This is a genomic window from Streptomyces sp. NPDC033131 (assembly GCF_055578365.1).
On the sequence record NZ_JBVIPA010000017.1, the window covers coordinates 123,105 to 146,376 of the forward strand.

Annotated in this window: 19 protein-coding genes and 1 pseudogene; 7 read left to right on the forward strand and 13 right to left on the reverse strand. The window is 71.2% G+C overall.

What is annotated here, in order from left to right; all coding sequences use genetic code 11:
- Positions 1-18: 18 nt before the first annotated feature.
- The 13 genes and pseudogenes from ACZ5XS_RS22650 to ACZ5XS_RS22710 form a co-directional block, all read right to left on the reverse strand.
- On the reverse strand, positions 19-1,557 hold the full coding sequence (locus ACZ5XS_RS22650; protein ID WP_468653970.1) for a glycoside hydrolase family 43 protein: 1,539 nt from the start codon (positions 1,555-1,557) through the stop codon (positions 19-21).
- Entirely contained in the window at positions 1,554-2,405 is an 852-nt protein-coding gene (locus ACZ5XS_RS22655; RefSeq protein ID WP_468653972.1) for a DUF6807 domain-containing protein, read from the reverse strand. Before ACZ5XS_RS22655 ends, ACZ5XS_RS22650 begins: the two co-directional genes overlap by 4 nt.
- A complete protein-coding gene (locus ACZ5XS_RS22660) occupies positions 2,405-3,547 on the reverse strand; it encodes a Gfo/Idh/MocA family protein (RefSeq protein WP_468653974.1) in 1,143 nt (380 codons plus the stop codon). The genes ACZ5XS_RS22655 and ACZ5XS_RS22660 overlap by 1 nt, the downstream gene beginning before the upstream one ends.
- Complete coding sequence (locus tag ACZ5XS_RS22665; protein WP_468653976.1) at positions 3,544-4,836, reverse strand: pectate lyase family protein; 1,293 nt, start codon at positions 4,834-4,836, stop codon at positions 3,544-3,546. Before ACZ5XS_RS22665 ends, ACZ5XS_RS22660 begins: the two co-directional genes overlap by 4 nt.
- A complete protein-coding gene (locus ACZ5XS_RS22670) occupies positions 4,833-5,729 on the reverse strand; it encodes a carbohydrate ABC transporter permease (RefSeq protein ID WP_468653978.1) in 897 nt (298 codons plus the stop codon). Before ACZ5XS_RS22670 ends, ACZ5XS_RS22665 begins: the two co-directional genes overlap by 4 nt.
- Entirely contained in the window at positions 5,726-6,661 is a 936-nt protein-coding gene (locus tag ACZ5XS_RS22675) for a carbohydrate ABC transporter permease (RefSeq protein ID WP_217235748.1), read from the reverse strand. The genes ACZ5XS_RS22670 and ACZ5XS_RS22675 overlap by 4 nt, the downstream gene beginning before the upstream one ends.
- Positions 6,662-6,775: 114 nt before the next feature.
- The gene (gene araD / locus ACZ5XS_RS22680; RefSeq protein WP_468653980.1) at positions 6,776-8,512 is read right to left on the reverse strand and encodes an L-arabinonate dehydratase; all 1,737 of its coding nucleotides are present in this window, start codon (positions 8,510-8,512) and stop codon (positions 6,776-6,778) included.
- A complete protein-coding gene (locus ACZ5XS_RS22685; RefSeq protein WP_468653982.1) occupies positions 8,509-9,417 on the reverse strand; it encodes a dihydrodipicolinate synthase family protein in 909 nt (302 codons plus the stop codon). The genes araD and ACZ5XS_RS22685 overlap by 4 nt, the downstream gene beginning before the upstream one ends.
- Positions 9,414-10,082 (reverse strand): GntR family transcriptional regulator, encoded by a 669-nt coding sequence (locus ACZ5XS_RS22690; RefSeq protein WP_468653984.1) that lies wholly within the window; start codon positions 10,080-10,082, stop codon positions 9,414-9,416. Before ACZ5XS_RS22690 ends, ACZ5XS_RS22685 begins: the two co-directional genes overlap by 4 nt.
- 146 nt (positions 10,083-10,228) lie before the next feature.
- Positions 10,229-11,025: pseudogene (locus ACZ5XS_RS22695) on the reverse strand (MBL fold metallo-hydrolase).
- A 48-nt stretch (positions 11,026-11,073) separates the two neighbouring features.
- Positions 11,074-11,661, reverse strand: coding sequence for a TIGR03086 family metal-binding protein (locus ACZ5XS_RS22700; RefSeq protein WP_468653986.1), 588 nt, complete (start codon positions 11,659-11,661; stop codon positions 11,074-11,076).
- Between the two features lie 659 nt (positions 11,662-12,320).
- Positions 12,321-13,484: a hypothetical protein gene (locus ACZ5XS_RS22705; RefSeq protein ID WP_468653987.1), complete on the reverse strand. Its 1,164-nt coding sequence runs from the start codon at positions 13,482-13,484 to the stop codon at positions 12,321-12,323.
- Positions 13,481-14,422: a 5-dehydro-4-deoxyglucarate dehydratase gene (locus ACZ5XS_RS22710; RefSeq protein ID WP_468653989.1), complete on the reverse strand. Its 942-nt coding sequence runs from the start codon at positions 14,420-14,422 to the stop codon at positions 13,481-13,483. Before ACZ5XS_RS22710 ends, ACZ5XS_RS22705 begins: the two co-directional genes overlap by 4 nt.
- Positions 14,423-14,663: 241 nt before the next feature.
- Here ACZ5XS_RS22710 and ACZ5XS_RS22715 point away from each other — a divergent pair, with 241 nt between their 5' ends.
- The 7 genes from ACZ5XS_RS22715 to ACZ5XS_RS22745 all read left to right on the forward strand — a co-directional run bounded on the left by ACZ5XS_RS22715 (position 14,664) and on the right by ACZ5XS_RS22745 (position 23,150).
- Positions 14,664-15,488, forward strand: a complete 825-nt coding sequence (locus ACZ5XS_RS22715) for an NAD-dependent epimerase/dehydratase family protein (protein WP_468653991.1) — start codon at positions 14,664-14,666, stop codon at positions 15,486-15,488.
- Between the two features lie 266 nt (positions 15,489-15,754).
- The gene (locus tag ACZ5XS_RS22720) at positions 15,755-16,525 is read left to right on the forward strand and encodes a DeoR/GlpR family DNA-binding transcription regulator (protein WP_217235738.1); all 771 of its coding nucleotides are present in this window, start codon (positions 15,755-15,757) and stop codon (positions 16,523-16,525) included.
- Between the two features lie 79 nt (positions 16,526-16,604).
- Positions 16,605-17,978: an ABC transporter substrate-binding protein gene (locus tag ACZ5XS_RS22725; RefSeq protein WP_468653992.1), complete on the forward strand. Its 1,374-nt coding sequence runs from the start codon at positions 16,605-16,607 to the stop codon at positions 17,976-17,978.
- The gene (locus tag ACZ5XS_RS22730; RefSeq protein WP_468653994.1) at positions 17,975-18,913 is read left to right on the forward strand and encodes a carbohydrate ABC transporter permease; all 939 of its coding nucleotides are present in this window, start codon (positions 17,975-17,977) and stop codon (positions 18,911-18,913) included. Before ACZ5XS_RS22725 ends, ACZ5XS_RS22730 begins: the two co-directional genes overlap by 4 nt.
- Positions 18,910-19,758 carry a carbohydrate ABC transporter permease gene (locus ACZ5XS_RS22735; RefSeq protein ID WP_468653996.1) on the forward strand — a complete coding sequence of 283 codons (849 nt, stop codon included), beginning with the start codon at positions 18,910-18,912 and terminating at the stop codon, positions 19,756-19,758. The genes ACZ5XS_RS22730 and ACZ5XS_RS22735 overlap by 4 nt, the downstream gene beginning before the upstream one ends.
- A complete protein-coding gene (locus ACZ5XS_RS22740) occupies positions 19,755-20,744 on the forward strand; it encodes a zinc-dependent alcohol dehydrogenase family protein (RefSeq protein WP_468653998.1) in 990 nt (329 codons plus the stop codon). Before ACZ5XS_RS22735 ends, ACZ5XS_RS22740 begins: the two co-directional genes overlap by 4 nt.
- Before the next feature lie 141 nt (positions 20,745-20,885).
- On the forward strand, positions 20,886-23,150 hold the full coding sequence (locus ACZ5XS_RS22745; protein ID WP_468654000.1) for an N-acetylmuramoyl-L-alanine amidase: 2,265 nt from the start codon (positions 20,886-20,888) through the stop codon (positions 23,148-23,150).
- The last annotated feature ends 122 nt before the right edge of the window (positions 23,151-23,272 follow it).

A 23,272-nucleotide genomic window follows, 5' to 3' on the forward strand; every position in this document is an offset into this window, starting at 1 on the left:
TGTTACGGCGGGACCGATCTACAGCGGGCTGATCCTGAACTGCGTGAAACTCGCCGCGCCCGCGTGTCCCGGGCCCACGGGCGCCAGGGCGAACAGGCCGAGCAGGGCGCCGACCCAGCGCCAGGGGGTGGCGGCGAAGACCTGGCCGGAGGGGCGCAGTCCGTCGCCGACGTCGTAGAAGAAGCGGCAGCGTGCTCCGGCGCCGATCTCGATGCGCAGCCTGGCCCGCCCCTCGGGCGCGAGCCGCGGGTGGTCGGCGTCGCGTTCCTTCTCGGCGACGGTCTCGGCGAACCGGTGCACGAGGTGGACCGTCCCGTCGGCGCCCCGCTGGAGTCCGATCCAGTTGAAGGCGTCTCCGAGGACCGCGAGCCCGGCCCGTGCGCCCGGCTCCTCGCCGTGCAGGGTCAGCTCCACCTCGACGGCGGACGGGACGCCCGGCAGCCGCTGGGTGAGGACGTTCGGCAGTTTGCGCAGGTCGTGCGCGTCGGCCGTGCGGACGCAGGCCAGTCTGAGGCCGTCCCCGGAGTGCTGGGTGGCCCAGCCGTCCTGCGGGTTGGCCGCCCACTGCCACTGGCGGCCGAAGCGTCCGCCGGGGAAGTCGTCGTCGGTGGCGGGCGCCGCGGCCGGCTGCGGTGGCAGGCCTGGCCTCGGGTGTTCGGCCACGGGGGCGCCGTCGTCGCCGAGCACCGGCCAGCCGTCCGCGCCCCAGCGCATCGGCTGGAGGTGGACGACCCGGCCGTAGGCGCCGCGCTGCTGGAAGTGCAGGAACCAGTCCTCGCCGGACGGGGTGCGCACCCAGCCGCCCTGGTGGGGGCCGTTGACCTCGGTGTCCTTCTGCTCCAGGACGATCTTCTCCTCGTACGGCCCGAAGAAGCCGCGCGAGCGGAAGGCGCCCTGCCAGCCGGTCTCGACGCTCCCGGCCGGGGCGAAGATCCAGAACCAGCCGTCGTGCCGGTAGAGCTTGGGGCCCTCGAGGGTGAACCAGCCGGGGATGCGGTCGCCGTCGACGATCACCTTGCCCTCGTCGAGGAGTGACGTGCCGTCAGGGTGCATGCGGTGGCCGGTGAGCCGGTTCTTGATGCCCGAGCGCGACTTGGCCCAGCCGTGCACCAGGTAGGCCTCGCCGGTCTCCTCGTCCCACAGGGGGCAGGCGTCGATCAGCCCTTTGCCCTCTTTCAGCAGGTGGGGGCGGGTCCACGGGCCGCGTATCTCGGGGGCGTTGATCTGGAAGACGCCCTGGTCGGGGTCGCCCCAGAAGATCCAGAAGCGTTCGTCGTGGTGGCGCAACGCGGGTGCCCAGACGCCGCAGTCGTGCCGCGGAAACCTGAACTCGCCCGCCGGTTCCAGGCGTTCCAGCGCGTGGCCGACCAGGGTCCAGTTGACCAGGTCGCGGGAGTGCAGCAGGGGCAGGCCCGGGACGCGGCCGAAGCTGGACGCGGTGAGGTAGAAGTCGTCGCCCACGCGGATTACGTCCGGGTCGGACCAGTCGGCGTTCAGGACGGGGTTCGTATACGTCTCGGCGGTCGGAACGGCCTCCGGGTTCGTCTCGGCGGTCACAGGCTCACCGCCTTGCGGATGAGGGCCACGGCCCCGTTCCGGTCGAGGCGGCCGTCGGCGACCACGGTGACGATCCGGCGCACGACGGTGTCGCCCGGCTCGATCGGCACCCGTTCCTCGTGCGCCAGGGACGAGCCGACGCCCGGGTACTCGGCGGTGCGGACGAACCACGGGTCCCGGCGGGTCTGCTCGGTGGCACCGGCGAAGACCAGGGTCCAGGTGGCGCCGGCCAGGGCGAGCCAGTCGGCACGGGTGCCGTGGATCCGGTCCTCGCCCTCGGTGCCCGCGGTGAAGACCCGCGGGGCCTCGTCCTCCTTGCGCGCCCGCCAGAAGAAGCCGCCGTAGGCGGCGCCGGGGCGGCCGTTCGTCGCCGGGCTGCCGATCGACAGCGGGTCGGCGGTGACGTTGGTCAGGGAGAAGGTGAAGTCCAGCGCCCAGGCGGTGTCGGTGAGTTCGGTGGCGGCGACGGTACGGCGTTCGCGCAGCAGCTCACCGCCCGCGGCCACCCAGCGCAGCTCCTCCACGAACCCGTCGGGGTCGCGCAGCTGGAACGCGGTGTGGCGCTGGGCGCCGTGGTTGTCGAGCTCGGTCGGGCCCTGCTCGCGGACGTAGGTGCGCCCTCCCCAGAAGTTGAACCCCTCGACGTCGGGAACGGCGACACCGACGCCGAGGTGGTGTGTGTGGTCGGCGGGGCTGAGCTCGGTCACCGCCGTACCGGCCAGGGTGGTGACGGGGTGCAGGTACGGGCGCGGGGAGAGCCGGGCCGGCAGCTCGGGCCGGGTGACGTACCGGCCGACCGGCCGGCCCGCGACGCGCAGCACCGCCGAGTCGTTGGTCGTGGTCGTCATCACGTGCTCACCTCTTTCGGTAGGGCCCAGGGGGCTCCCAGCTCGGAGTAGAGGGCGAGGTTGTCGGCGGCGGCCGCGACGAGTCCGTCGATGCCGGGCACGACCCGGCGCTGCTCGTCGGGAAGCAGCTGCCAGGTGCCCTCCGGCAGCGGGGCCGGGTCGGGGGCTTGCCGGATCGCCTCGACGACCTTCATGAAGGAGCCCGTCACGTCCGGCGTGACCAGCAGTTCCGTGCCGTCGGTGAGGTGCTCGACGAGGTTCTCCAGCAGGTCGGTGCGGCCGTAGTCGTACTCCTCGGGGCCGTGGTCGGCGCGCTGGAGCAGCACGCGGTCCTGCTTGTACCAGAGGGTGATCCGGCCGCGGCTGCCGTGCGCGACGACGTACGGCTCGTCGGGGTCCTCCGCGCACAGGGTCGCGGCGACGGTGACCGGCAGGCCGCGCGTGGTGGTGACGCGGACGCAGGAGGTGTCGTCGGACTCGATGTCGTTGGCGCGCAGCAGCTCCGTCTCGATCCCGGCGACGTCCTCGGCGCGCGGGGCACCGGCCAGGGCGAGGGCGGTGGCGACGGCGTGCGCGAGGGGGTTGGTCAGCGCCCCGTCGATCACGTCGACGCCGTTCAGCCGCCGCTTGCCGGCCCAGGGCGCCCGCCGGTAGTAGGCCTCGGGGCGCGCCCAGGCGCCGGCCCCGCCGACGCCGACCAGGTCGCCGATGGCACCCTCGCCGATCAGCTCACGGACCGCGGGCACGGCGTGCGAGCCGAGCGACTGGAAGCCGATCTGGCAGACCACCCCGGCCTCGGCGACCCCGTCCGCCATGCGGCGGAACTCGGCGTACGAGGGGGCGGGCGGCTTCTCCAGCAGGAGGTGCACGCCCCTGCGCGCGGCCGTCAGCGCCAGGTCCGTGTGGGTGTGGATGGGCGTGCAGATCACCGCGATCCGGGCGCCGGTGGAGTCGAGGAGGGCCCCGAAGTCCGCGGACTGCTCGGGCGTGCCGAGGCCCTCGGGCAGTTCGTCCGCGGTCAGCGGGGTCAGCTCGCAGATGCCGGCGAGCCGGACGATCCCCTTGTCCTGGAGCCTGCGGATGTTGTCCAGGTGCCAGTGGCCGTGGCCACGCGCGCCCGCCAGGACGATGTCTACGGTCATGGGGTCCTCCCTGCGCCCGCGCCGCGTGCCACCTCTCGGTCGGCCGCCTCGGCGCTGTCGATCTTTGTGTGCAGGGTAGGTGTCCAGCCGACGTCGGCCGTCAGGTCGCGCTCGCTCGCCGAGTTGTAGGCGTTGTGGATGGTGAGCAGGTCGATCGGGTAGCCGTTGAAGAGGGTGCCGCTCTGGTGCAGGGCGGTGCCGTTCCAGCTCTTGACCAGGTCTGCGGCCTCCACGTGACCGGGGGTGTGGAAGGCGTTGTTCTCGGCGTGGATCGCCGATTCGGTGGACACTCCGATGGAGTAGCGGTGGTCGTGGGCGTCTTCCGGGACGACGTACCGGTTGTTGTAGAGGTGCACCTGCCCGAAGCGGACCCGCGGGGCGCGCTGGACGACGGACTCGAACTCGTTGTGGTGCAGGGTCACCCGGAGCTTGCCGCGGTCGCCGGTGGCCGAGTCGCTGTTGCCGATGAGCATCGCCTTGTCGTGGTCGGCGAAGCGGCTCCAGGAGACGGTGATCAGGTCGGAGCCGCCTGTGATGTCGAGCAGGCCGTCGTGGCGGAGGTAGTTGCGGGCGAAGTAGGTGGGTTCCTTCTCGTCCGGGTGGCCCTTGTCGGAGGCCGTGACGTGGTCGATCCAGACGTGCGTGGCACCGCGCAGCCAGAGGGTGTCGTACGCCGTCTTCCAGTCCCCGAGGCCGCCGTTGTTGGGCTGCCAGACGGGGAAGCAGTCGTAGGCGTCGCGGAGTTCGAGATTGCGGATGATCACGTTGTCCGCGTTGTTCACCTCGAGGCTGCCGCCCTTGAGGACGGCCTTGGAGCCGAGGCCGACGATCGTGGTGTTGGAGCCGACCGGCAGCACGACCCGCTCGGCCTGCCGGGCCGCCGAGGCCTGGCGGGCCTCCTCCTGCGGGCCGGCGGGCTTGGCCGAACCCCAGGTGCGGGGGTCGTAGGCCGCCAGGTACTTCTTCGTGCTGTAGCCGCCGGTGGTGTAGTCGGCGCAGTCCAGGCGGTCGCCGTCGTCGTCGGTGTTGGCGTCGATGGTCCCGGCGATCTTGATGATCTTCGGGGTGGCGCTGCCGCCGTCGAGGGCGCGGACCAGTCCGGCGCGGTCGGTGACCGTGTACACGTGGGCGTCGTCGGCCGCCGCGCCCCCGGTGGTGCCGCCGTCGGCGGCCGCCCAGCCGTCGTTCGGGGCCAGGGTCTCGCGGCTGATGTCACGGGCCTCGGCGTGGGCGGGGACGCAGAGCATCCCCAACAGGCCTAGGGCGACCGCGAGGTGACGCTTCCTCATCCCTTCACCGCCCCCGCGCTGAAGCCCGTGATCAGCCACTTCTGGATGAAGGCGAACACGAGCACGACGGGTACGGCCGCGATGATGCCGCCCGCGGCGAGCGCGCCGAGGTCGACGCTGTCCGCGCTCATCAGGGTGTTGAGTCCGACCGGGATGGTCTGCTTGCTCTGGTTGTTCAGGAACATCAGGGCGAACAGGAAGTGGTTCCAGGAGTGCACGAAGGCGAAGGAGCCGACGGCGATCAGACCGGGCCGCAGCAGCGGCAGGACGACGATCCGGAACGCGGTGAACCGGTTGCAGCCGTCGACCCAGGCCGCCTCTTCCAGCGAGTACGGCACGTTCTTGATGAAGTTGCTGATCAGGATGATCGACAGCGGCAGCTGGAAGACCGTCTCCGCGATGATGACACTGCCCAGCGAGTTGATCATCTGGAGCTCGGCGAAGATCTCGAACAGCGGGACCAGGAGCAGCGCGCCCGGTACGAACTGGGAGCACAGCAGGGCCAGCATGAAGGCCTGCTTGATCTTGAAGTCGAACCGGGCGAGTGCGTAACCGCCGGCCAGCGCGACGAGGGTCGTCATCACCAGGGTGGCGAGACCGACGAGCAGGCTGTTCTCGAAGTAGGTGGCGAAGGCGCGCTCCGTCCACACCTTCTCGAAGTGCTCGAAGGTGACCGGCCAGGGCACGAGCGAGGTCGAGCCCGCCGGGCGCAGTGCGAAGAGCAGGATCCAGTAGAAGGGGATCAGCGTGAAGACGAGGTAGATCGACAGTGGCAGGTAGATCTGCCAGCGAGGGGCCTCGTCCCAGGCGGGACGCTTCTTGACCGGGCGCTGCGGTTCGGGAACCGTGCGCCGGGGGGCCGGTGCCACCGCGGTGGCCTCCTTGGTGCTCACTTGTCCCCACCTCCGAACTTGCTCAGGCGCAGATAGACCATCGAGCAGAAGAGCAGGATCACGAACGCCACCGTGGTCAGGGCGGACGCGTAGCCGAAGTTGTGGGCGTCGACGCTGGTGTTGGCGATGTAGAGCGGGAGTGTCGTCGTCTCGCCGGCCGGTCCGCCGCCCGTGAGGGTGTAGAGGAGGTCGACGTTGTTGAACTCCCACACCGCGCGCAGCAGCGTGGACAGGATGATCGCGTCCTTCAGGTGCGGCAGCGTGATGTGCCAGAACTGCTTGATCCGGCTCGCCCCGTCGACCTCGGCGGCCTCGTACAGGTCCTTCGAGACGGACTGCAGGTCGGCGAGGATGAGGATCGCGAAGAAGGGGACACCGCGCCACAGGTCGGCGACGACCGCCGCCGAGAACACGGTCGAGGTGTCCGACAGCCAGCTGGTGCCGTAGCTGCCGATGCCCATGTCCGCGAGGTAACGGGTGATGCCCGTCTGGGAGTTGTAGAGCAGCACCCAGATCGCGGAGGTGAGCACGCCGGAGACGGCCCACGGGGAGAAGACCATGGCGCGTCCGAGCGAGCGGCCCACGAAGGTCTGGTTGACGATGAGGGCCAGCGCCAGACCGAACATCAGCTGGAGTCCGACCTCGACGAAGACCCACTTGGCGCTGAAGGTCAGCGTGTCCCAGAAGATGGGGTCGTCGGTGAAGGCGTGGACGAAGTTGTCGAAGCCCGCATAGCCGTTCCGCCACGGTTTGGTGGGGTTGTAGTTCTGCAGGCTGTAGTAGAAGACGCTGATGACCGGGTAGGCGATGAAGCCCAGCATGAGCAGGGCCGCCGGCGCGATCAGCAGGTAAGGGAGCCTGCGCGGCGTGGCGGAGGCACGGCGTCGCCGGGGTGGCCCCGGCGGTTTCGCCACGGCTGCGGCTTGGGCCATGACTGTTCTCCGTTTCTGGTACGTCGTGCGTTGTGGTGCGGGTGTCTCGCGTTCGGGTGAAGCGCTTTCTCCCAGGGCGCGCCTGGTTCTTGTCCTGGTGAGGGACAGGGCGGTTCAGCCCGCGTACGGGTCCTGCACCGTGCCGGGGCGGGCCAGGAACTCGAAGTCGCAGCCTGTGTCGGCCTGGGTGATCTGTTCGTTGTAGAGCGCGCCGTAGCCGCGCTCGTAGCGCACCGGCGGCGGTGTCCACTCGGCCCGGCGGCGCTCCAGCTCCTCGTCGTCCACGTCCAGATGGAGTGCGCGGGCGTCGACGTCGAGGGTGATGCTGTCGCCGGTCCGGACGAGGGCCAGCGGTCCGCCGATGTACGACTCGGGTGCCACGTGCAGGACGCACGTGCCGTAACTCGTGCCGCTCATCCGGGCGTCGGAGATCCGGACCATGTCCCGCACCCCCTGCTTGAGCAGGTGGTCGGGGATGGGCAGCATGCCGTACTCGGGCATGCCCGGTCCGCCCTTGGGCCCGGCGTTGCGCAGCACCAGCACGCTCTCGGCGGTGATGTTCAGCGACGGGTCGTTGATGGTCCGCTGCATGGTCCGGTAGTCGTCGAAGACGACCGCGGGACCGGTGTGCTTGAGCAGGTGCGGCTCGGCGGAGATGTGCTTGATGACCGCGCCGTCCGGGCAGAGGTTGCCGCGCAGGACGGCGACCCCGCCCTCGCTTGCGACCGGGTTGTCCCGGAGCCGGATGACGTCGTCGTTGTGCACCTGCGCGCCGGAGATCTGCTCGCGCAGGGTGTCGTACGAGACGGTCGGCCGCTCCAGGTGGAGCAGGTCCGGGATCCGGGAGAGGAAACCGGGCAGACCGCCGGCGAAGTGGAAGTCCTCCATCAGGTAGGTCTGTCCGCCGGGCCGTACGTTGGCGAGCACCGGGACCGTGCGGGCGATGCGGTCGAAGTCGTCCAGGGTGAGCCTGACTCCGGCCCGGCCCGCCATGGCGATCAGGTGGATCACCGCGTTGGTGGAGCCGCCGAGGCCGAGCACGGTGGTGACCGCGTCCTCGAAGGCGTCACGGGTGAGGATCTCGCTCAGCCTGCGGTCCTTGTGGACCAGTTCGACGATCCTGAGGCCCGCGGCGGCGGCCATCCGGTCGTGTCCGGAGTCGACGGCCGGGATGCTGGAGGCGCCCGGGACCGTGACGCCGAGGGCCTCGGCGGCGGCGGTCAGCGTGGACGCCGTCCCCATCGTCATGCAGTGACCGGGAGAGCGGGCGAGCCCGGACTCCAGTTCGGTCATCTCGCAGTCGCCGATGAGGCCGGCCCGCTTGTCGTCCCAGTACTTCCACATGTCGGTGCCGGAGCCGAGGATCTCGTTGCGCCAGTGGCCCGGCAGCATGGGCCCGGCGGGCACGAAGACGGCGGGCAGGTCGACGGTCGCGGCGCCCATGAGGAGCGCGGGCGTGGACTTGTCGCAGCCGCCCATGAGCACGGCCCCGTCGACCGGGTAGGACCGCAGCAGCTCCTCGGTCTCCATCGCCAGCATGTTGCGGTAGAGCATCGGGGTCGGCTTCTGGAAGGTCTCGCTGAGCGTGGAGACCGGGAACTCGAGCGGGAAACCTCCGGCCTGCCACACCCCCCGCTTCACGGCCTGCGCGCGGTCCCGCAGATGGACGTGGCAGGGGTTGATGTCGGACCAGGTGTTGAGGATCGCGATGACCGGCTTGCCCAGGTGTTCCTCGGGCAGGTAGCCGAGCTGGCGGGTGCGGGCACGGTGGCTGAAGGAGCGCAGGCCGTCGGTGCCGTACCACTGGTGGCTTCTGAGGTCCTCGGGGCGCTTTCTGACCGGCCCGTTCACATCGACCACCCGGCGGCTATCGCGGCGACTTCCGCCCGCTCGTCCTCGGGCAGGTGCCTGCTCGGCGGCCGGACCTCGCGGCGGCACAGACCGAGGGAGGCGAGCGCTTCCTTGACGACGGTGACGTTGTTGGCGGAGCCGTTCGCGGCGCGCAGCTCCTCGAAACGGCGGATCTGCTCCCAGACCTTCATCGCGCCCGGGAAGTCGCCGGACCGCAGCGCTTCGAGCATGTTCAGCGAGACGGACGGGGCCACGTTCACCAGTCCGGAGGTGAAGCCGGTGGCGCCCGCGGAGAAGTAGGAGGGGGCGTACGGCTCGGCGAGGCCGGCGACCCACACGAAACGGTCGAGGCCGGCGTCGCGGGCGAACGCCGCGAATCTGGCCGCGTCCGGGACGGCGTACTTCACGCCGATGACGTTCGGGCAGGCGTCGGCGAGTTCGGCGAGGCGGACGCCGTGCAGCTGGGCGTTGCGGATGTACGGGACGACGCCCAGCTCGGGCACCGCCTCGGCGATCGCGCGGTGGTAGTCGACCCAGCCGCTCTGCGAGACGTAGGGGTGGACGGGCTGGTGGACCATGACCATCTGGGCGCCGTGCTCACGGGCGTGCCGGGCGGAGGCGATGGCGGTCGGCACGTCGTGTCCGACCCCGACGAGGATCACGCCGCGGTCGCCGGCCTCGTCGATGGTCCACTCGGTGACGAGCTGCCGCTCCCGGGGGGTGAGGGCGTAGAACTCCCCGGTGTTGCCGTTGGGGGTGAGGGTCCTGACTCCTCCGTCGAGCAGACGACGCAGCAGGGCCCGGTGGGTGTCCTGGTCGATGCTGCCGTCCTCGGCGAACGGGGTCACCGGGATCGCCACCACGTCGGCCAGGGCCGTCCGCTGGGTCTCGAACGTCGTTGTCATGCCTGACCGTCCTCTCCCTGGGCCTCGGACTCCGCATGCGGAAAGGCCCGCTGCACGAACGACCCGATGTGCGCGTGAAGGGCGCGGGCGGCTCCGTCGGCGTCACCGGCGAGGGCGAGCCGCAGGATCTCCCGGTGCTCGCCGGCCTCCCGCTCCCAGGACGGCGAGGCCGCCCAGGCGACGGCGGAGACGAGGGCCGCCTGGTCGCGCACCTCGTCGAGCATCCGGCCGAGCAGCGGGTTGCCGCAGGGCAGGTAGAGGGCGCGGTGGAACTCGCGGTTGGCCAGGGAGCGTTCGGCGGTGTCGGTGGCCTCGTCGGCCCTGGTCAGCGCGGAGCGGGCGGCGTCGAGGGACGCCCCACGCTGCACGGCACGCTTCAGCGCCTCGGGCTCCAGGAGCAGCCGGACGTCGTAGACCTCGCGCGCCATGTCCGCGTCCACCATGCGCACCGTGACGCCCTTGTACTGGTTCATCACGACGAGCCCGGTGCCGGCCAGGGTCTTGAGGGCCTCGCGCACCGGGGTCTTGGACACCCCGAACTGTGCGGCGAGCTCGGTCTCGACCAGAGCCTGCCCCGGGGTCAGCTGCCCGGTGAGGATGCGGTGTTTGATCCCTTCCAGCACGTACTGCGTGCGGGAGGGGATCGGCGTGGGCACAGAGGTCATGCGCGCCTCTCGGATATCGCGTATCGGATCTCACGTATCGCGTCTCATATATGACGTACGAAGTACGACGCGTTGAAGGTAGGGAGAGAGCGCTTGTTTCGTCAATGCTTCTGACAAAGGAAGGTCAGGTTGCGGCAAAGACGGCCTCAGACCGAGCGGGTCTCCCCGACCCGGGCGGCGGCGGTCGGCCCGCCGAAGACCGAGGCGGCGCGGGCGGTCACCGCCTCGGGGGTGAGCGTGGGCCCGGCATGCGTCACGAGCAGCTGCCCCACGCCGGCCGCGCGGGCGGTGTCGCCGACGTCCTCGGGGGTCAGATGCACCTGTTCGCTGTCGCGATGCGCGTCGATGCCGGCCTCGCAGAGGAACGGGTCGGCGCTCAGGGCGAGTTCGGTGAGCGCGGCGCAGGGCCCGCTGTCACCGGAGTACGCGAGGGTGCGTCCGCCGGTTGCGACACGCGCAGGCCATAGACCTCGATGTCGTGCGTGACGGCGTGCGCGGTGAGGACCAGTTCGCCGTGCCGGGCGGTGTGGCCGTCGTACGGGGTCCGGAAGTCGAGGATGCCGCTCGGGAACCCGGCGTCCGGCCGCCCGAAGAACCCGGCCAGGCGCTGGGCGCAGCCGGCCGGGGCGTGGACGGGGATGGGGGCGGCCGGGGTGAGCCCGCCGTAGGCGAACCCGTAGACGGCGGAGAGCAGATCGGCGATGGGGGCACCGCCCGGTCGAGCGAAGCCGAGACTGGGGAGATCGGCGTGCAGATGGGAGATCCAGATGGCGCTGAGCCGTGCGGGATCGGTGTGCCGCTGCAACTCCGCGAAGGTCCCGGGCCCGGCGTCCACCCACACCTCGGCACCGCCGCCGCGCACCAGACAGCCGGAGCAGGGCCGGTCCGGCCGGGGGTGCGGGGAGGCGGTGCCGAGGACGGTGAGGGTGAGCGCGAGGGGTATGTGGGGAGCGTGGTTCGCCGCCCCGGGCCGCACGCCCGCCCACTACGGCTACGGCGTCCACCCCGGGTCGCGTCCGCTCAGCCCCACCGCCCGGTCGAGCAGGGGGGCCTCCGCGGCGACCGGGACGATCGGGCCGAAGATCTCGCCGCGGCCGGGGTCGTCGGCGGAGGCGAGGAGGAAGTCGTACGACGCCCGCAGCGCGGTGGGGTCCGGGGCGTACGGCTGCCCGGTGGCACGGGCCAGGTCCCAGCCGTGGATGACCAGTTCGTCGACCGCGACGGCGGCGGCGACCGCGCCCGGCAGGTCCACGCCGCCCGCGCGGGTCATGCCGGTCCATGCGGCCGGGTCGCGCCAGGCGTCGGCGAGCTCGTCGAGGATCTTCGGCAGTTCCTCGCGCCAGCCGGAGGCGACGTCGGGTACGGCCGTGTCCGGGCTGGTGTCGGTCGTGACGCCCAGGTCCTTGCGGCCGGCGTCGCGGAAGGCGACGGACAGGCCGGTCAGGTGCCCCAGCAGGTTGCGCAGCGCCAACTCCGGGCAGGGTGTCGGGGCCGTGAGCTGCTCGTCGCTCACGCCCTCCGCGAGGCGCGCGATGATCCGGGTCTGCGGCCCGAGATCGAAGGTCGTCGGGTCGGTCATGTGCGTGCTCCTCCGGGATGCGGACTCTTCTCGAAGGGGGGACCGTCCTCACCCCGAAAACTCATCGCACGCCGGCCTCGACATCCACCGTACGGACAGGCTCGGCCGGGCACCTGGCGTACGGCGGTCCGGCCGTCGCTCTCCTGGGCGCGGTGACCTTCGCGGGCGGGGCCCTGCTGTACGCGTGCGTGCGGGCCGCGAGAGCGAGCCCGGTTCGGCCGCCTGATCCGGCTGACGGGGGCAGACCCCCGAAGGGCCCGCCCTCTGAGGGCCCCCCGCCGTGATCGAGGTCGTCGGCCACTCCCCCGCGGGGCGCCGGCGTCCTCGGCGCCGTCCGGGGTGCCGGGTCGGTCGCCATCACACCCGCCTCCGGCCCGGCCCTGCGGCGCCCCGGCGCACACCCGTACGAGGCGGTGGTCGTCGGGTGCGGTGGGGCGATCGGCGTGGGGGTGTCGTGGAGCCGATCGCCGCGCTCACCGCTGTACAGCGCGAGACGCGCCACTGCCGGGCCTGGTGGTGCCACGGCCGGAACCGTGGTGTTCGGGCCGAAGTGCTCGGGCCGGGTGACCGGGCCGACCGCGGGAGCGGTGCTCGTCGAACCGGTCGATCACCGGCTGCCGCTGGTCGTCCTGGGCCTCGGTGCAGCTGGTGGCCCTGGCTCAGAGCTCGCTGAGCCCCTCGCGGACCGCCGCCAGGTCGTCGTCCGACGCCAACCCGGCGTGGTACAGCCGCAGTTCGGTCGCTCCCAGCTCCTTGGCCCGCACGGCGTCCTCCTTCACCGTGCCCGGGCTGCCGCCCATGCCCGAGACCACGCCGAGGTTGGCGGCGATGACGGCGTCCTCACGCCCCTGTTCCGCGAAGGGCTTGAGCAGGCCGGGGCCGCCCGCGCACGGGACGACCACGCCGTCCGCGACGGACAGGATGTGCGCGGGGTCGACGCCCGGGTTGGCTCCGACGTGGTGGGTCACGGGGTCGGCGTGCAGCAGCACCTGGAAGCCCTCGGGAGCGGCCGCGCGGACCGCGGCGACGGCGGCCTCCTGGAGCGTGCGGGCACTCTCGTCGCGCCACGCGCGCGTGGCGGCCGCCTTCTCCTCCCCGAGGAGCTTCTCGACTCCGGCCCAGTCGCCGTCGTCGGGCGCGCCCTGCCACACCGGCTCCAGCGCGGCCCGTACGGCGGCGGCCAGCTCGTCGGCGTCCTGGCCCTGCCGGCCGTACCCCTCCCGGCAGGCCGGGCAGAAGCACAGCGCCATCAGGTACAGGCCGGCGTCCCCGAGGCCGACCCCGGCGGTCTTGTCGTGGGCGTGCAGGTGCTGGAGGCCGTACCAGCCGAGGGACTCCAGCTCGGTGCCGGCCGCGCCGGGGCGTACGGCTGCCTCGGCGGCGAGGTCGACGAGGTACGCGCGCGTGGCGGGCTGTGCGATGCAGGGGGCCCACGGGTAGCGGTCGCCGTAGGCGTTGACCACCGAGGTGTCGGGGTGTTCGGCGCCCAGGCGGGAGTTGTGCGCGAGGACCACCCAGGTGTGCACCTCCAGACCGGCCGCCGCGAGCGCACCGGCGGCCTCGCCGAACGCGTCACCGGGAGCCCAGTCCCCGGCGGCGTACGGGCGCAGCTCCCGCCCCCGCCAACGGTCGTCCGTGGGATAGAGGACGGCCGCGTGCTCGGCGGTGACGATGCGGTGGCGCGGGTGGCGGGGGGTCAGCGCGCGGGTGGAGTGGTAGGCGGCCGCGAGGGTCACCTGATGGACGCCGAGCGCGGCGATGCGTCCCGGGGCCTCCGGATCGCCGTTGACATCCCAGGGGTAGACGAACGTCGACACCTTCACTTGTTCTCCTCCAGGATCGCGTACCCGCGCTCGATCACCTGAGCGAGCTGCTTGACATGATCCTCGCTCGGTTCGTGCAGCGGGGGCCGCACCTCCCCCACGTCGAGCCCGCGCAGCCGTACGCCGGCCTTGACGAGGGCGACGGCGTAGCCGCGGCCCTGGGCGCGCAGTTCGACGAAGGGCTTGTAGAAGCCGTCGAGGAGGCGGTGGGCGGTGGTGTCGTCGCCGGTGCGGTGGGCCTCGTGGAAGGCGAGGGCGATCTCGGGCGCGAAGCAGAAGACGGCGGAGGAGTAGAGGGTGATGCCGAGGCCGCGGTAGGCGAGCTGGGTCTGCTCGGCTGTGGGCAGTCCGTTGAAGTAGAGGAAGTCGCCGGGGACCTCGGTGCGTACGGCGCTGACGATCCGCTGCATCAGGTCCAGGTCGCCGAGCCCGTCCTTGAAGCCGATGATCCCGTCCGTGCGGGCCAGCTCGACGACGGTCTCGGGGGTGAACACGGCGTTGTCGCGCTGGTAGACGATCACCGGCAGCGCGGTCGCGGCGGCCACCTCCCGGTAGTGCCGCAGCAGTCCCTCCTGCCCGGCGACCACCAGGTACGGCGGCATGGCGAGCAGGCCGTCGGCCCCGGCCGCCTCGGCGAGCCGTGCGTACCGTGCGGCGAGCGCGGTGCCGTATCCGGCGCCCGCGACGACCGGCACCCGGCCCGCCGTCTCCTGCACCGCCGCCCGCACGCACGCCTCGAACTCCTCGGGCAGCAGCGCGTGGAACTCCCCGGTGCCGCAGCACGCGAAGACGGCGGCGGCCCCGGCCTCCACCCCTTGCCGCACATGCGCGCGGTAGACGTCGAGGTCGAGGGAGCCGTCGGGGCCGTAGGCGGTGACCGGGAAGAACAGGGGCCCGCTGGGAATGCCGAGCCGGGCGGCGAGGGGGACGGACGTCACGGGCTCTCCCTAGAACAGGCGCTCACGTTTATGATTCACATCTATATTTATGAACGCTCCCACCCTAAAGAGCCCCTTCGTTGCCGGTCAAGCGCGCAAACCCGCGTCACAGAAGCGGATTTCCCAGCTCCCCGCCATACTTGACGAGACGCGTCACGGATCCCTAGCGTGTCCACGAATGTGAATGCTGTCCACACATGCGCCTACCTGTCACAGGCGGCGGACCCAAGGAGAACCGAGGATGCCCGCTCCCCGCACCGTTCTGCTCACCGGCGCAGCCGGTGGACTCGGCTCTCTGATGCAGAACCTGCTCCCGGCCTTCGGCTATGAGCTGCGCCTGCTCGACCTGCGCCCCATCGACGGCGAGCCGGACGCGATCGCCGCGGACCTCGCCGACAAGGACGCGGTGCGCGAGGCCGTGCGGGGCGTCGACGCGATCATCCACCTCGCGGGGATCTCCCTGGAAGCCCCCTTCGAGAAGATCCTCGACGCGAACATCGTGGGCACGTACAACCTGTACGAGGCCGCCCGCGAGGAGGGCATCCGGCGGATCGTCTTCGCCTCCTCCAACCACGCGGTCGGCTTCACCCCCCGCCCCCAGGGCGCCACTCCTGTCGATCCGGACGCCCTCATCCCCATCGACACCCCGCACCGCCCGGACACCTTCTACGGCCTGTCCAAGGCCTTCGGCGAGGACCTCGCGCAGTTCTACTGGGACAAGCACGGCATCGAGACCGTCTCCGTGCGCATCGGCTCCTGCTTCCCCGAGCCGACCAGCGTGCGCATGCTCTCGGTGTGGATGAGCCCCGCCGACGGTGCCCGCCTCTTCCACGCGGCCCTGACCGCCGAGGGCGTCGGGCACACCGTCGTCTACGGCTCCTCCGCCAACACGCGGCTGTGGTGGGACCTGACCACGGCCCGGAGCCTCGGCTACGAACCGCAGGACGACTCCGAGCCGTACGCCGAGAAGCTGATCGCCGAGCAGGGCGAGCTGGACCCGGAGAACGTGGCGCACGCCTACCTGGGCGGCCACTTCGTGAGCGATCCGCCGATCTGGCCGTACTAGTACTTGCAGGCAGCACACGGCGGCGGGCGGGCACCGAACGGGCCCGCCCGCCGCCGCGTTCGGGCACCCGTGCTGCCCGATCTCACGCGCCGACGCCCGGCCGCGCAGGTCCGAGGCGGGCGCGCCCCGCGGCGAACGGGCACACCCGGGCAGTATCGGGCCCGCAACAGACCTGGTCAGTGCCGCGCACCGGCTGTAGAACTTCCCCCATGGGCCGAACAGGGGCCCGAACGGGCAAGGCGGCAGCACGGAGGCAGGTGTCGGCCATGAACATCAGGACGGCAGAAGAGCGTCAGCGGGAGATCGTGCGGGCCGCGCGCGCCACCGGCTCGGTCGACGTCACCGCGCTCGCCGCCGAGCTGGGCGTGGCCAAGGAGACCGTACGACGGGATCTGCGCGCCCTGGAGGACCACGGTCTGGTCCGCCGCACCCACGGCGGCGCCTATCCCGTGGAGAGCGCCGGTTTCGAGACGACGCTCGCGTTCCGCGCCACCAGCCACGTTCCCGAGAAGCGCCGGATCGCGGCCGCCGCGGCCGAGTTGCTCGGGGACGCCGAGACGGTCTTCGTCGACGAGGGCTTCACCCCGCAGCTCATCGCCGAGGCACTGCCCAGGGACCGCCCGCTGACCGTGGTCACCGCGTCCCTGCCGGTCGCGGGCGCACTGGCCGAATCCGACGGGATCTCGGTCCTGCTGCTGGGCGGCCGGGTCCGTTCCGGCACCCTCGCCACCGTGGACCACTGGACGACGAAGATGCTGGCCGGATTCGTCGTCGACCTCGCCTACATCGGCGCCAACGGCATCTCCCGCGAGCACGGCCTGACCACACCCGACCCCGCGGTCAGCGAGGTCAAGGCGCAGGCGATCCGTGCGGCGCGCCGCACGGTGTTCGCGGGCGTACACAGCAAGTTCGGGGCGGTCAGCTTCTGCCGGTTCGCCGAGATCGGCGTACTGGAGACGATCGTGACGAGCACGCTGCTGCCGACGGCCGAGGCCCATCGCTACTCGCTGCTGGGACCACAGGTCATCCGCGTCTGAAAAGCCGACTCACCTCATTTCCCGGGCGCTTCCACACCCAGGCGCGCCCTTTATCTCCCGATACGTCCAGGAGCGATCCATGCGAACCCAGAGCCGACGACGGCCCACGCGAGCCACGCTCGCCACGGCCGCCGCAGGGACGCTGCTCGCCCCGCTGCTCTCCGGCTGTTGGGTCGGGGCAGGCGGGTCCGGTTCCGGAGGCAACTCCATCAATGTCCTGATGGTCAACAACCCGCAGATGGTGGAGCTGCAGAAACTCACCGCCGCGCACTTCACCAAGGAAACCGGCATCAAGGTCAACTTCACCGTCCTCCCCGAGAACGACGTCCGCGACAAGATCAGCCAGGACTTCGCGAACCAGGCCGGCCAGTACGACGTCGCCACCCTGTCCAACTACGAGATCCCGATCTACGCCCGCAACGGCTGGCTGCGCGAGATGAACTCCTACGTCGCCAAGGACCCGGCGTACGACGAGCAGGACGTGCTCAAGCCGATGCGCCAGTCCCTGACCGGCGACGACGGCAAGCTCTACGGCCAGCCCTTCTACGGCGAGTCGTCCTTCCTGATGTACCGCAAGGACATCCTCGAGAAGGAGGGCCTGACGATGCCCGCGCACCCCACCTGGACCCAGGTCGCCGACCTCGCGGCGAAGGTGGACGGGGCCGAGCCCGGCATGAACGGCATCTGCCTGCGCGGACTGCCCGGCTGGGGTGAGGTGATGGCACCCCTGACGACCGTCGTGAACACCTTCGGCGGCACCTGGTTCGACAAGGACTGGAAGGCGCGGCTGGACTCCCCCGAGTTCGAGAAGGCGGTGAAATTCTATGTCGGCCTGGTCCGCGAGCACGGCGAGTCCGGCGCCGCCCAGTCCGGCTTCGCCGAGTGCCTGAACAACATGACCCAGGGCAAGGTCGCCATGTGGTACGACGCCACCTCCGCGGCCGGTTCCCTGGAGGCGTCGAACTCCCCGGTCAAGGGCAAGCTCGGCTACGCCCCCGCACCCGTCGAGGAGACCGAGTCCGCCGGCTGGCTCTACACCTGGGCCTGGGGCATCCAGGACGCGTCCCGCAACCCCGACAAGGCCTGGAAGTTCGTCTCCTGGGCGTCCGGCAAGGAGTACGAGCAGCTGGTCGGCGACGAGATCGGCTGGTCCAACGTGCCCGCCGGCAAGCGCGCCTCGACGTACACGAACCCGGCCTACGTCAAGGAGGCCGCCGCCTTCCAGGAGATGACCAAGGAGGCCATCGAGGGCGCCCGGCCGGGCGACCCCGGGGTGCAGCCACGCCCCGCGCCCGGCATCCAGTTCGTCGGCATCCCCGAGTTCACCGACCTCGGCATCAAGGTCTCCCAGGAGATCAGCGCGGCCATCGCCGGACGCCAGTCCGTCGAGTCGGCCCTGAAGAAGTCCCAGCAGCTCGCCGAGCGGATCTCCGAGGAGTACGAGGGACGATGACCGCGACGACCACGGCTCCGACAGCCACCACTGCCCTGCCCACCGTGCGGCAGCCCTCCGGCCGCCTGCGCGCCTGGGCCACCCGGGCCCCCCTGCTCCCGGCCCTGATCTTCATGATCGCCGTGACCCAACTCCCGTTCGTGGCCACGGTGGTGATCTCCTTCTTCGACTGGAACTCCCTCTATCCCGACGCCCGGGAGTTCACCGGCTTCGACAACTACCAGCAGGTGCTGAGCGACGCCGACCTGCGCCGGTCGGTGTGGACCACGGTCCTGCTGACGGTCGCGGTGGTGCTGGCCAGCCTGGTCCTGGGCCTGCTCCTGGCCCTGCTCCTGGACCGGAGGTTCCGGGGCCGGGGCGTGGTCCGCACCCTGCTGATCGCCCCCTTCCTGGTGGTGCCGGTGGCGGCGGCCCTGCTCTGGAAACATGTGCTCTACAACCCCGAGTACGGCCTGTTCAACGGGTTGCTGCACTATGTGGGCGGCCCACAGCCCGACTGGATCTCGGGCACCCCGCTGCTCGCGGTCGAGGCCTCCCTGGTCTGGCAGTGGACCCCGTTCATGATGCTGATCCTGCTGGCGGGCCTGCAGAGCCGCGACCAGCAGCAGATGGAAGCCGCGCGGGTGGACGGCGCCAGCGACTGGCAGATCTTCCGCCACCTGACGCTCCCGCACCTGCGCCGCTACCTCGAACTGGGCGCGCTGCTCGGCTCGATCTACATCGTCCAGAACTTCGACGCGGTCTTCACGATCACGTCCGGCGGCCTGGGCACCGCCAACCTCCCCTACACCGTCTACCAGAGCTTCTACCAGGCCCACGAGAACGGCCTCGCCTCGGCCGCCGGCGTCCTGGTGGTCATCGGCTCGATCATCATCGCGACCTTCGCGCTGCGCGTGGTGTCGTCGCTGTTCCGCGAGGAGGTGGGGCGCGCATGAGTGCCACGACCACGACCGTACGAGTCCGCCGCAAGGGTGCCGGCCTGGGTCTGGTGGCCTGGCTGGCCGGCATCGTCTTCTTCCTGCCCGTCGCGTGGATGGCGCTGACCTCCTTCCACTCCGAGCAGGACGCGGCCACCAACCCGCCGTCCTTCACCGCCGCCCTGACCCTGGACGGCTACCGCGAGTTCTTCGGCACGGGCGGCGGCGCGAGCCCGTGGCCGGCGCTGGTCAACTCGGCGGTGGCGTCGGTCGCGTCGACCCTGTTCGTGCTGCTGCTGGCCCTCCCGGCGGCGTACGCGCTGTCGATCCGCCCGGTGAAGAAGTGGACGGACGTCCTGTTCTTCTTCCTGTCGACGAAGATGCTGCCGGTGGTGGCGGGTCTGCTGCCGATCTACCTCTTCGCCAAGAACACCGGGATGCTCGACAACATCTGGCTGCTCGTCATCCTCTACACCTCCATGAACCTGCCGATCGCGGTCTGGATGATGCAGTCCTTCCTGGCCGAGGTCCCGGTGGCGATCATCGAGGCGGCACGGGTGGACGGGGCCCGCCTGCCGACGATCCTCGCGCGCGTGGTGGCCCCGATCGCACTCCCCGGCATCGCGGCGACGGCCCTGATCTGCTTCATCTTCAGCTGGAACGAGCTGCTGTTCGCCCGCGTGCTGACCGGCGTGGTCGCCGAGACCGCCCCCGTCTTCCTGACCGGCTTCATCACCAGCCAGGGCCTGTTCCTGGCGAAGGTGTGCGCCGCGTCGCTCGTGATCTCCCTGCCGGTGCTCGCCGCGGGGTTCGCCGCCCAGGACAAGCTGGTCCAGGGCCTGTCCTTGGGAGCCGTCAAATGAAGGCCGCCGTCATCGAGTCCGTGGGCCGTGCCGTCGTCACCGAGGTCCCGGACCCGACGCCCGGACCGCGCGAGGTCGTCGTCGAGGTCGCCGCGTGCGGACTGTGCGGGACCGATCTGCACATCCTGCAGGGCGAGTTCGCGCCGAAGCTGCCGATCGTGCCCGGGCACGAGTTCGCGGGCGAGGTGGTCGGGGTCGGCACCCAGGTCACGGAGGTGTCGGTGGGCGACCGGGTCGCGGTGGACCCCTCGCTGTACTGCTACGAATGCCGGTACTGCCGTACGGGCCACAACAACCTCTGCGAACGGTGGGCGGCGATCGGCGTCACCACGGCGGGCGGCGCGGCCCAGTACGCCGTGGCACCGGTCGCGAACTGCGTGAAGCTGCCCGAGCACGTCCGCACGCAGGACGCGGCGCTGGTGGAGCCGCTGTCGTGCGCGGTGCGCGGCTACGACGTCCTCCGGTCCCGCCTCGGCGCCCACGTCCTGATCTACGGCTCCGGAACCATGGGCCTGATGATGCTGGAGCTGGCCAAGCGCACCGGGGCCGCGAGCGTGGACGTGGTGGACGTGAACCCGGCGCGGCTGGAGACGGCGCGACGGCTCGGCGTGTCCGGGTCGGCGGCGAACGCGGACGAGTTGGAGCGGCCGCAGGGCTGGGACGTCGTGGTCGACGCGACGGGCAACGCGGCGGCGATCCAGGACGGACTGGAGCGGGTCGCCAAGGCCGGCACGTTCCTGCAGTTCGGCGTCGCCGACTACGCGACCAGGGTGACGATCGACCCGTACCGCATCTACAACCAGGAGATCACCATCACCGGGTCGATGGCCGTACTGCACAGCTTCGAGCGGGCGGCCGAACTGTTCGCGAACGGTGTGCTCGACCCGGAGGTGTTCATCAGCGACCGCATCCCGCTGGAGCAGTACCCGCAGGCGCTGGAGCAGTTCGCGGCGGGAGTGGGCCGGAAGATCGTGGTGGTGCCGTAGGGAACAGCTGTGCGGCCGAGTCCGCACAACCCTTCGGGGGCGTCGGGAGTCTGTTTCCCGGCGCCCCTTTCTCTTTGGGTGCGGCCTGCCCCACCGACCTCGTTCACCTCACAACTCCACGAAGGACGGCACAAGACCGCTATGGGTAGACCTCGATACCTCTGGGGTGCGGCCGCCACGGCCGTCGCCGGACTCTCCGCCGCCCTCGTCCTCCAGTCAGACCCCGGCGGGTCCGCCGACAGCGCGGCAGGCGACGGCAAGGCGGGCCCGGTCACCACCAAGTCCCGTACGGTCGCGCTGCCCACGGCCGAGCGCGGCACCCGGGCGGCGCTGAAGCAGCAGGACACCAAGCCGTTCAGCATGCTCGGCATCACCTGGTCCGACCCCTCGGTCCGGGTCACGGGCACCATCGAGGCGCGCACCCGGGCCACGGACGGCGGACAGTGGTCCAGGTGGCTGCGGCTGGACGGCGACAGCGGGCAGGGCGAGAGCGCGGCCCGGCGCGGCGGGACCGAACCGGCGTGGGTGGGGCCCTCCGACGGCGTGGAAGTACGGGTCACCGCGGACGGACGTACCTCCGACCGGCTCCCGGCCGGCCTGCGGCTGGACATGATCGACTCGGGCGGGACCGCCAAGGGCGGGATGGAACCGGCGGCCTTCGCGGCCGACCCGACCGAGACCGCGACGGCGACGGCCGGCCCGAGCGAGCCCGTGCCTTCGGACACCACGGCGAGCGCGACCGCGACCACCGAGCCCACCGCTTCGCCGACCCCGACGACGGCGGCTCCCACGACGTCGGCCCCGACGAGCACCACTCCGACGCCGACCGCGACGACATCCACGTCCGCGAGCCCGACCGCCACGGTGCCCACGGCCCCGCCGTCCACCGCACCCCGCCCCGCGATCACCTCGCGGGCCGGCTGGGGCGCGGACGAGTCGATCAGCCCCGAGGAACCCGGCTACCTGCCGGGCGGGAAGATCAAGGCGGTGGTGGTCCACCACACCGCCGAGAGCAACGACTACACCTGCGCCGAGGCCCCGGCCGTCGTCCGCGGCATCTACGCGTACCACGTCAACAGCCTGAAGTGGAAAGACGTCGGCTACAACTTCCTCGTCGACAAGTGCGGCACCGTCTACGAGGGCCGCAAGGGCGGCGTCGACCGGCCCGTCATGGGAGCCCACGCCTTCGGCTTCAACTCCGAGACCACCGGCATCTCGGTCCTCGGCACCTACACGGACGTGGCGCCGAGCCAGGCCGCCATGGTCTCGGTCGCCAAGATCGCCGCCTGGAAACTCGGCCAGTACGGCGTGAGCCCGACCGCGACCACGACCCTCACCGCGGGCGCGGCCGGCACCAACTACGCCCGCAAGTCCTGGGCTCAGGGCGCACAGCTGAGCTTCCCGACCATCCACGGTCACCGTGACGGCTACAACACCCAGTGCCCCGGCGACTCGCTCTACGCCAAGCTGCCCACCCTCCGCGGCTGGGCCGCCGGACCGGTCAGCGGCCTGACGGTCAAGTCCGTCAGCGGCGGTGTCTCGGGCACGACGTACTACACCAAGGCCGGCGTCACCGTGGGCTGGGCGGCCACCACGCCGTCGGCGCTGATCTCGAAGTACGAACTGCTCGTCGACGGCAAGACCGCGGCCACGGCCGCGGGCAGTGCCACCTCCGCGAAGGCCACCCTGGCGGTGGGCTCCCACAAGGTGCAGGTGCGCGCCACCCACCAGTCGGGCAAGACCGTCACGTCCACGGCCGCCACGGTCGTCGCGGAGACGACCGCCCCCTCGTTCACCACCAAGCCGAACCTCGCTCTGCGCGCCGGCACGGTGAACACCACGGCCGTTCCGCTGAAGCTGAGCTGGAAGGCCACCGACAGCGCCGCGCTGAAGCAGGTCGGGCTGACCGCGCCGACCGCCGCGACCTACGGTCCGACGGTGACCACCGCCAACCACACGGCCAAGTCCGGCGCGGCGACCGCGTGGTCCATGACCGCCTCCGACCAGGCGGGCAACACGGCCACGGCGTCCGTCTCCGGCACGCCGGTCATCCTCCAGGAGACCTCGGCCGTCAAGTCGGGCACGTGGACGAGCAAGTCCTCCACCAGCTACCTGGGCGGCAAGTCGCTCTCCAGCTCCTCGAAGAACGCCTCGCTGACCTGGACCTTCACCGGCCGCTCGGTCGCCTGGACGGTGTCGCGGGCCACCACCTCCGGCCAGGCGAACGTCTACGTCGACGGCGTCAAGACGGCGACCGTCGACCTGAAGTCGGCGACGACGAAGTACCGCGACGCGATCTGGACCAAGAGCTGGGCCGGCAGCGCCAAGCACACCGTCAAGATCGTGGTCGTCGGCACCTCGGGACGCCCGGCGGTCACCACGGACGGCATCGTGTACCTCAAGTAGGTGCCCGGACCGTCACCCGGGGGCAGGCCTCTTCGCCAGGCCGGGCCCCCGGGTGACGGGCACCCGACCCGATTGGCCTCGGGTAAGGGAACGGCAAAACACCCTCGCTCGTTCAACGGGGC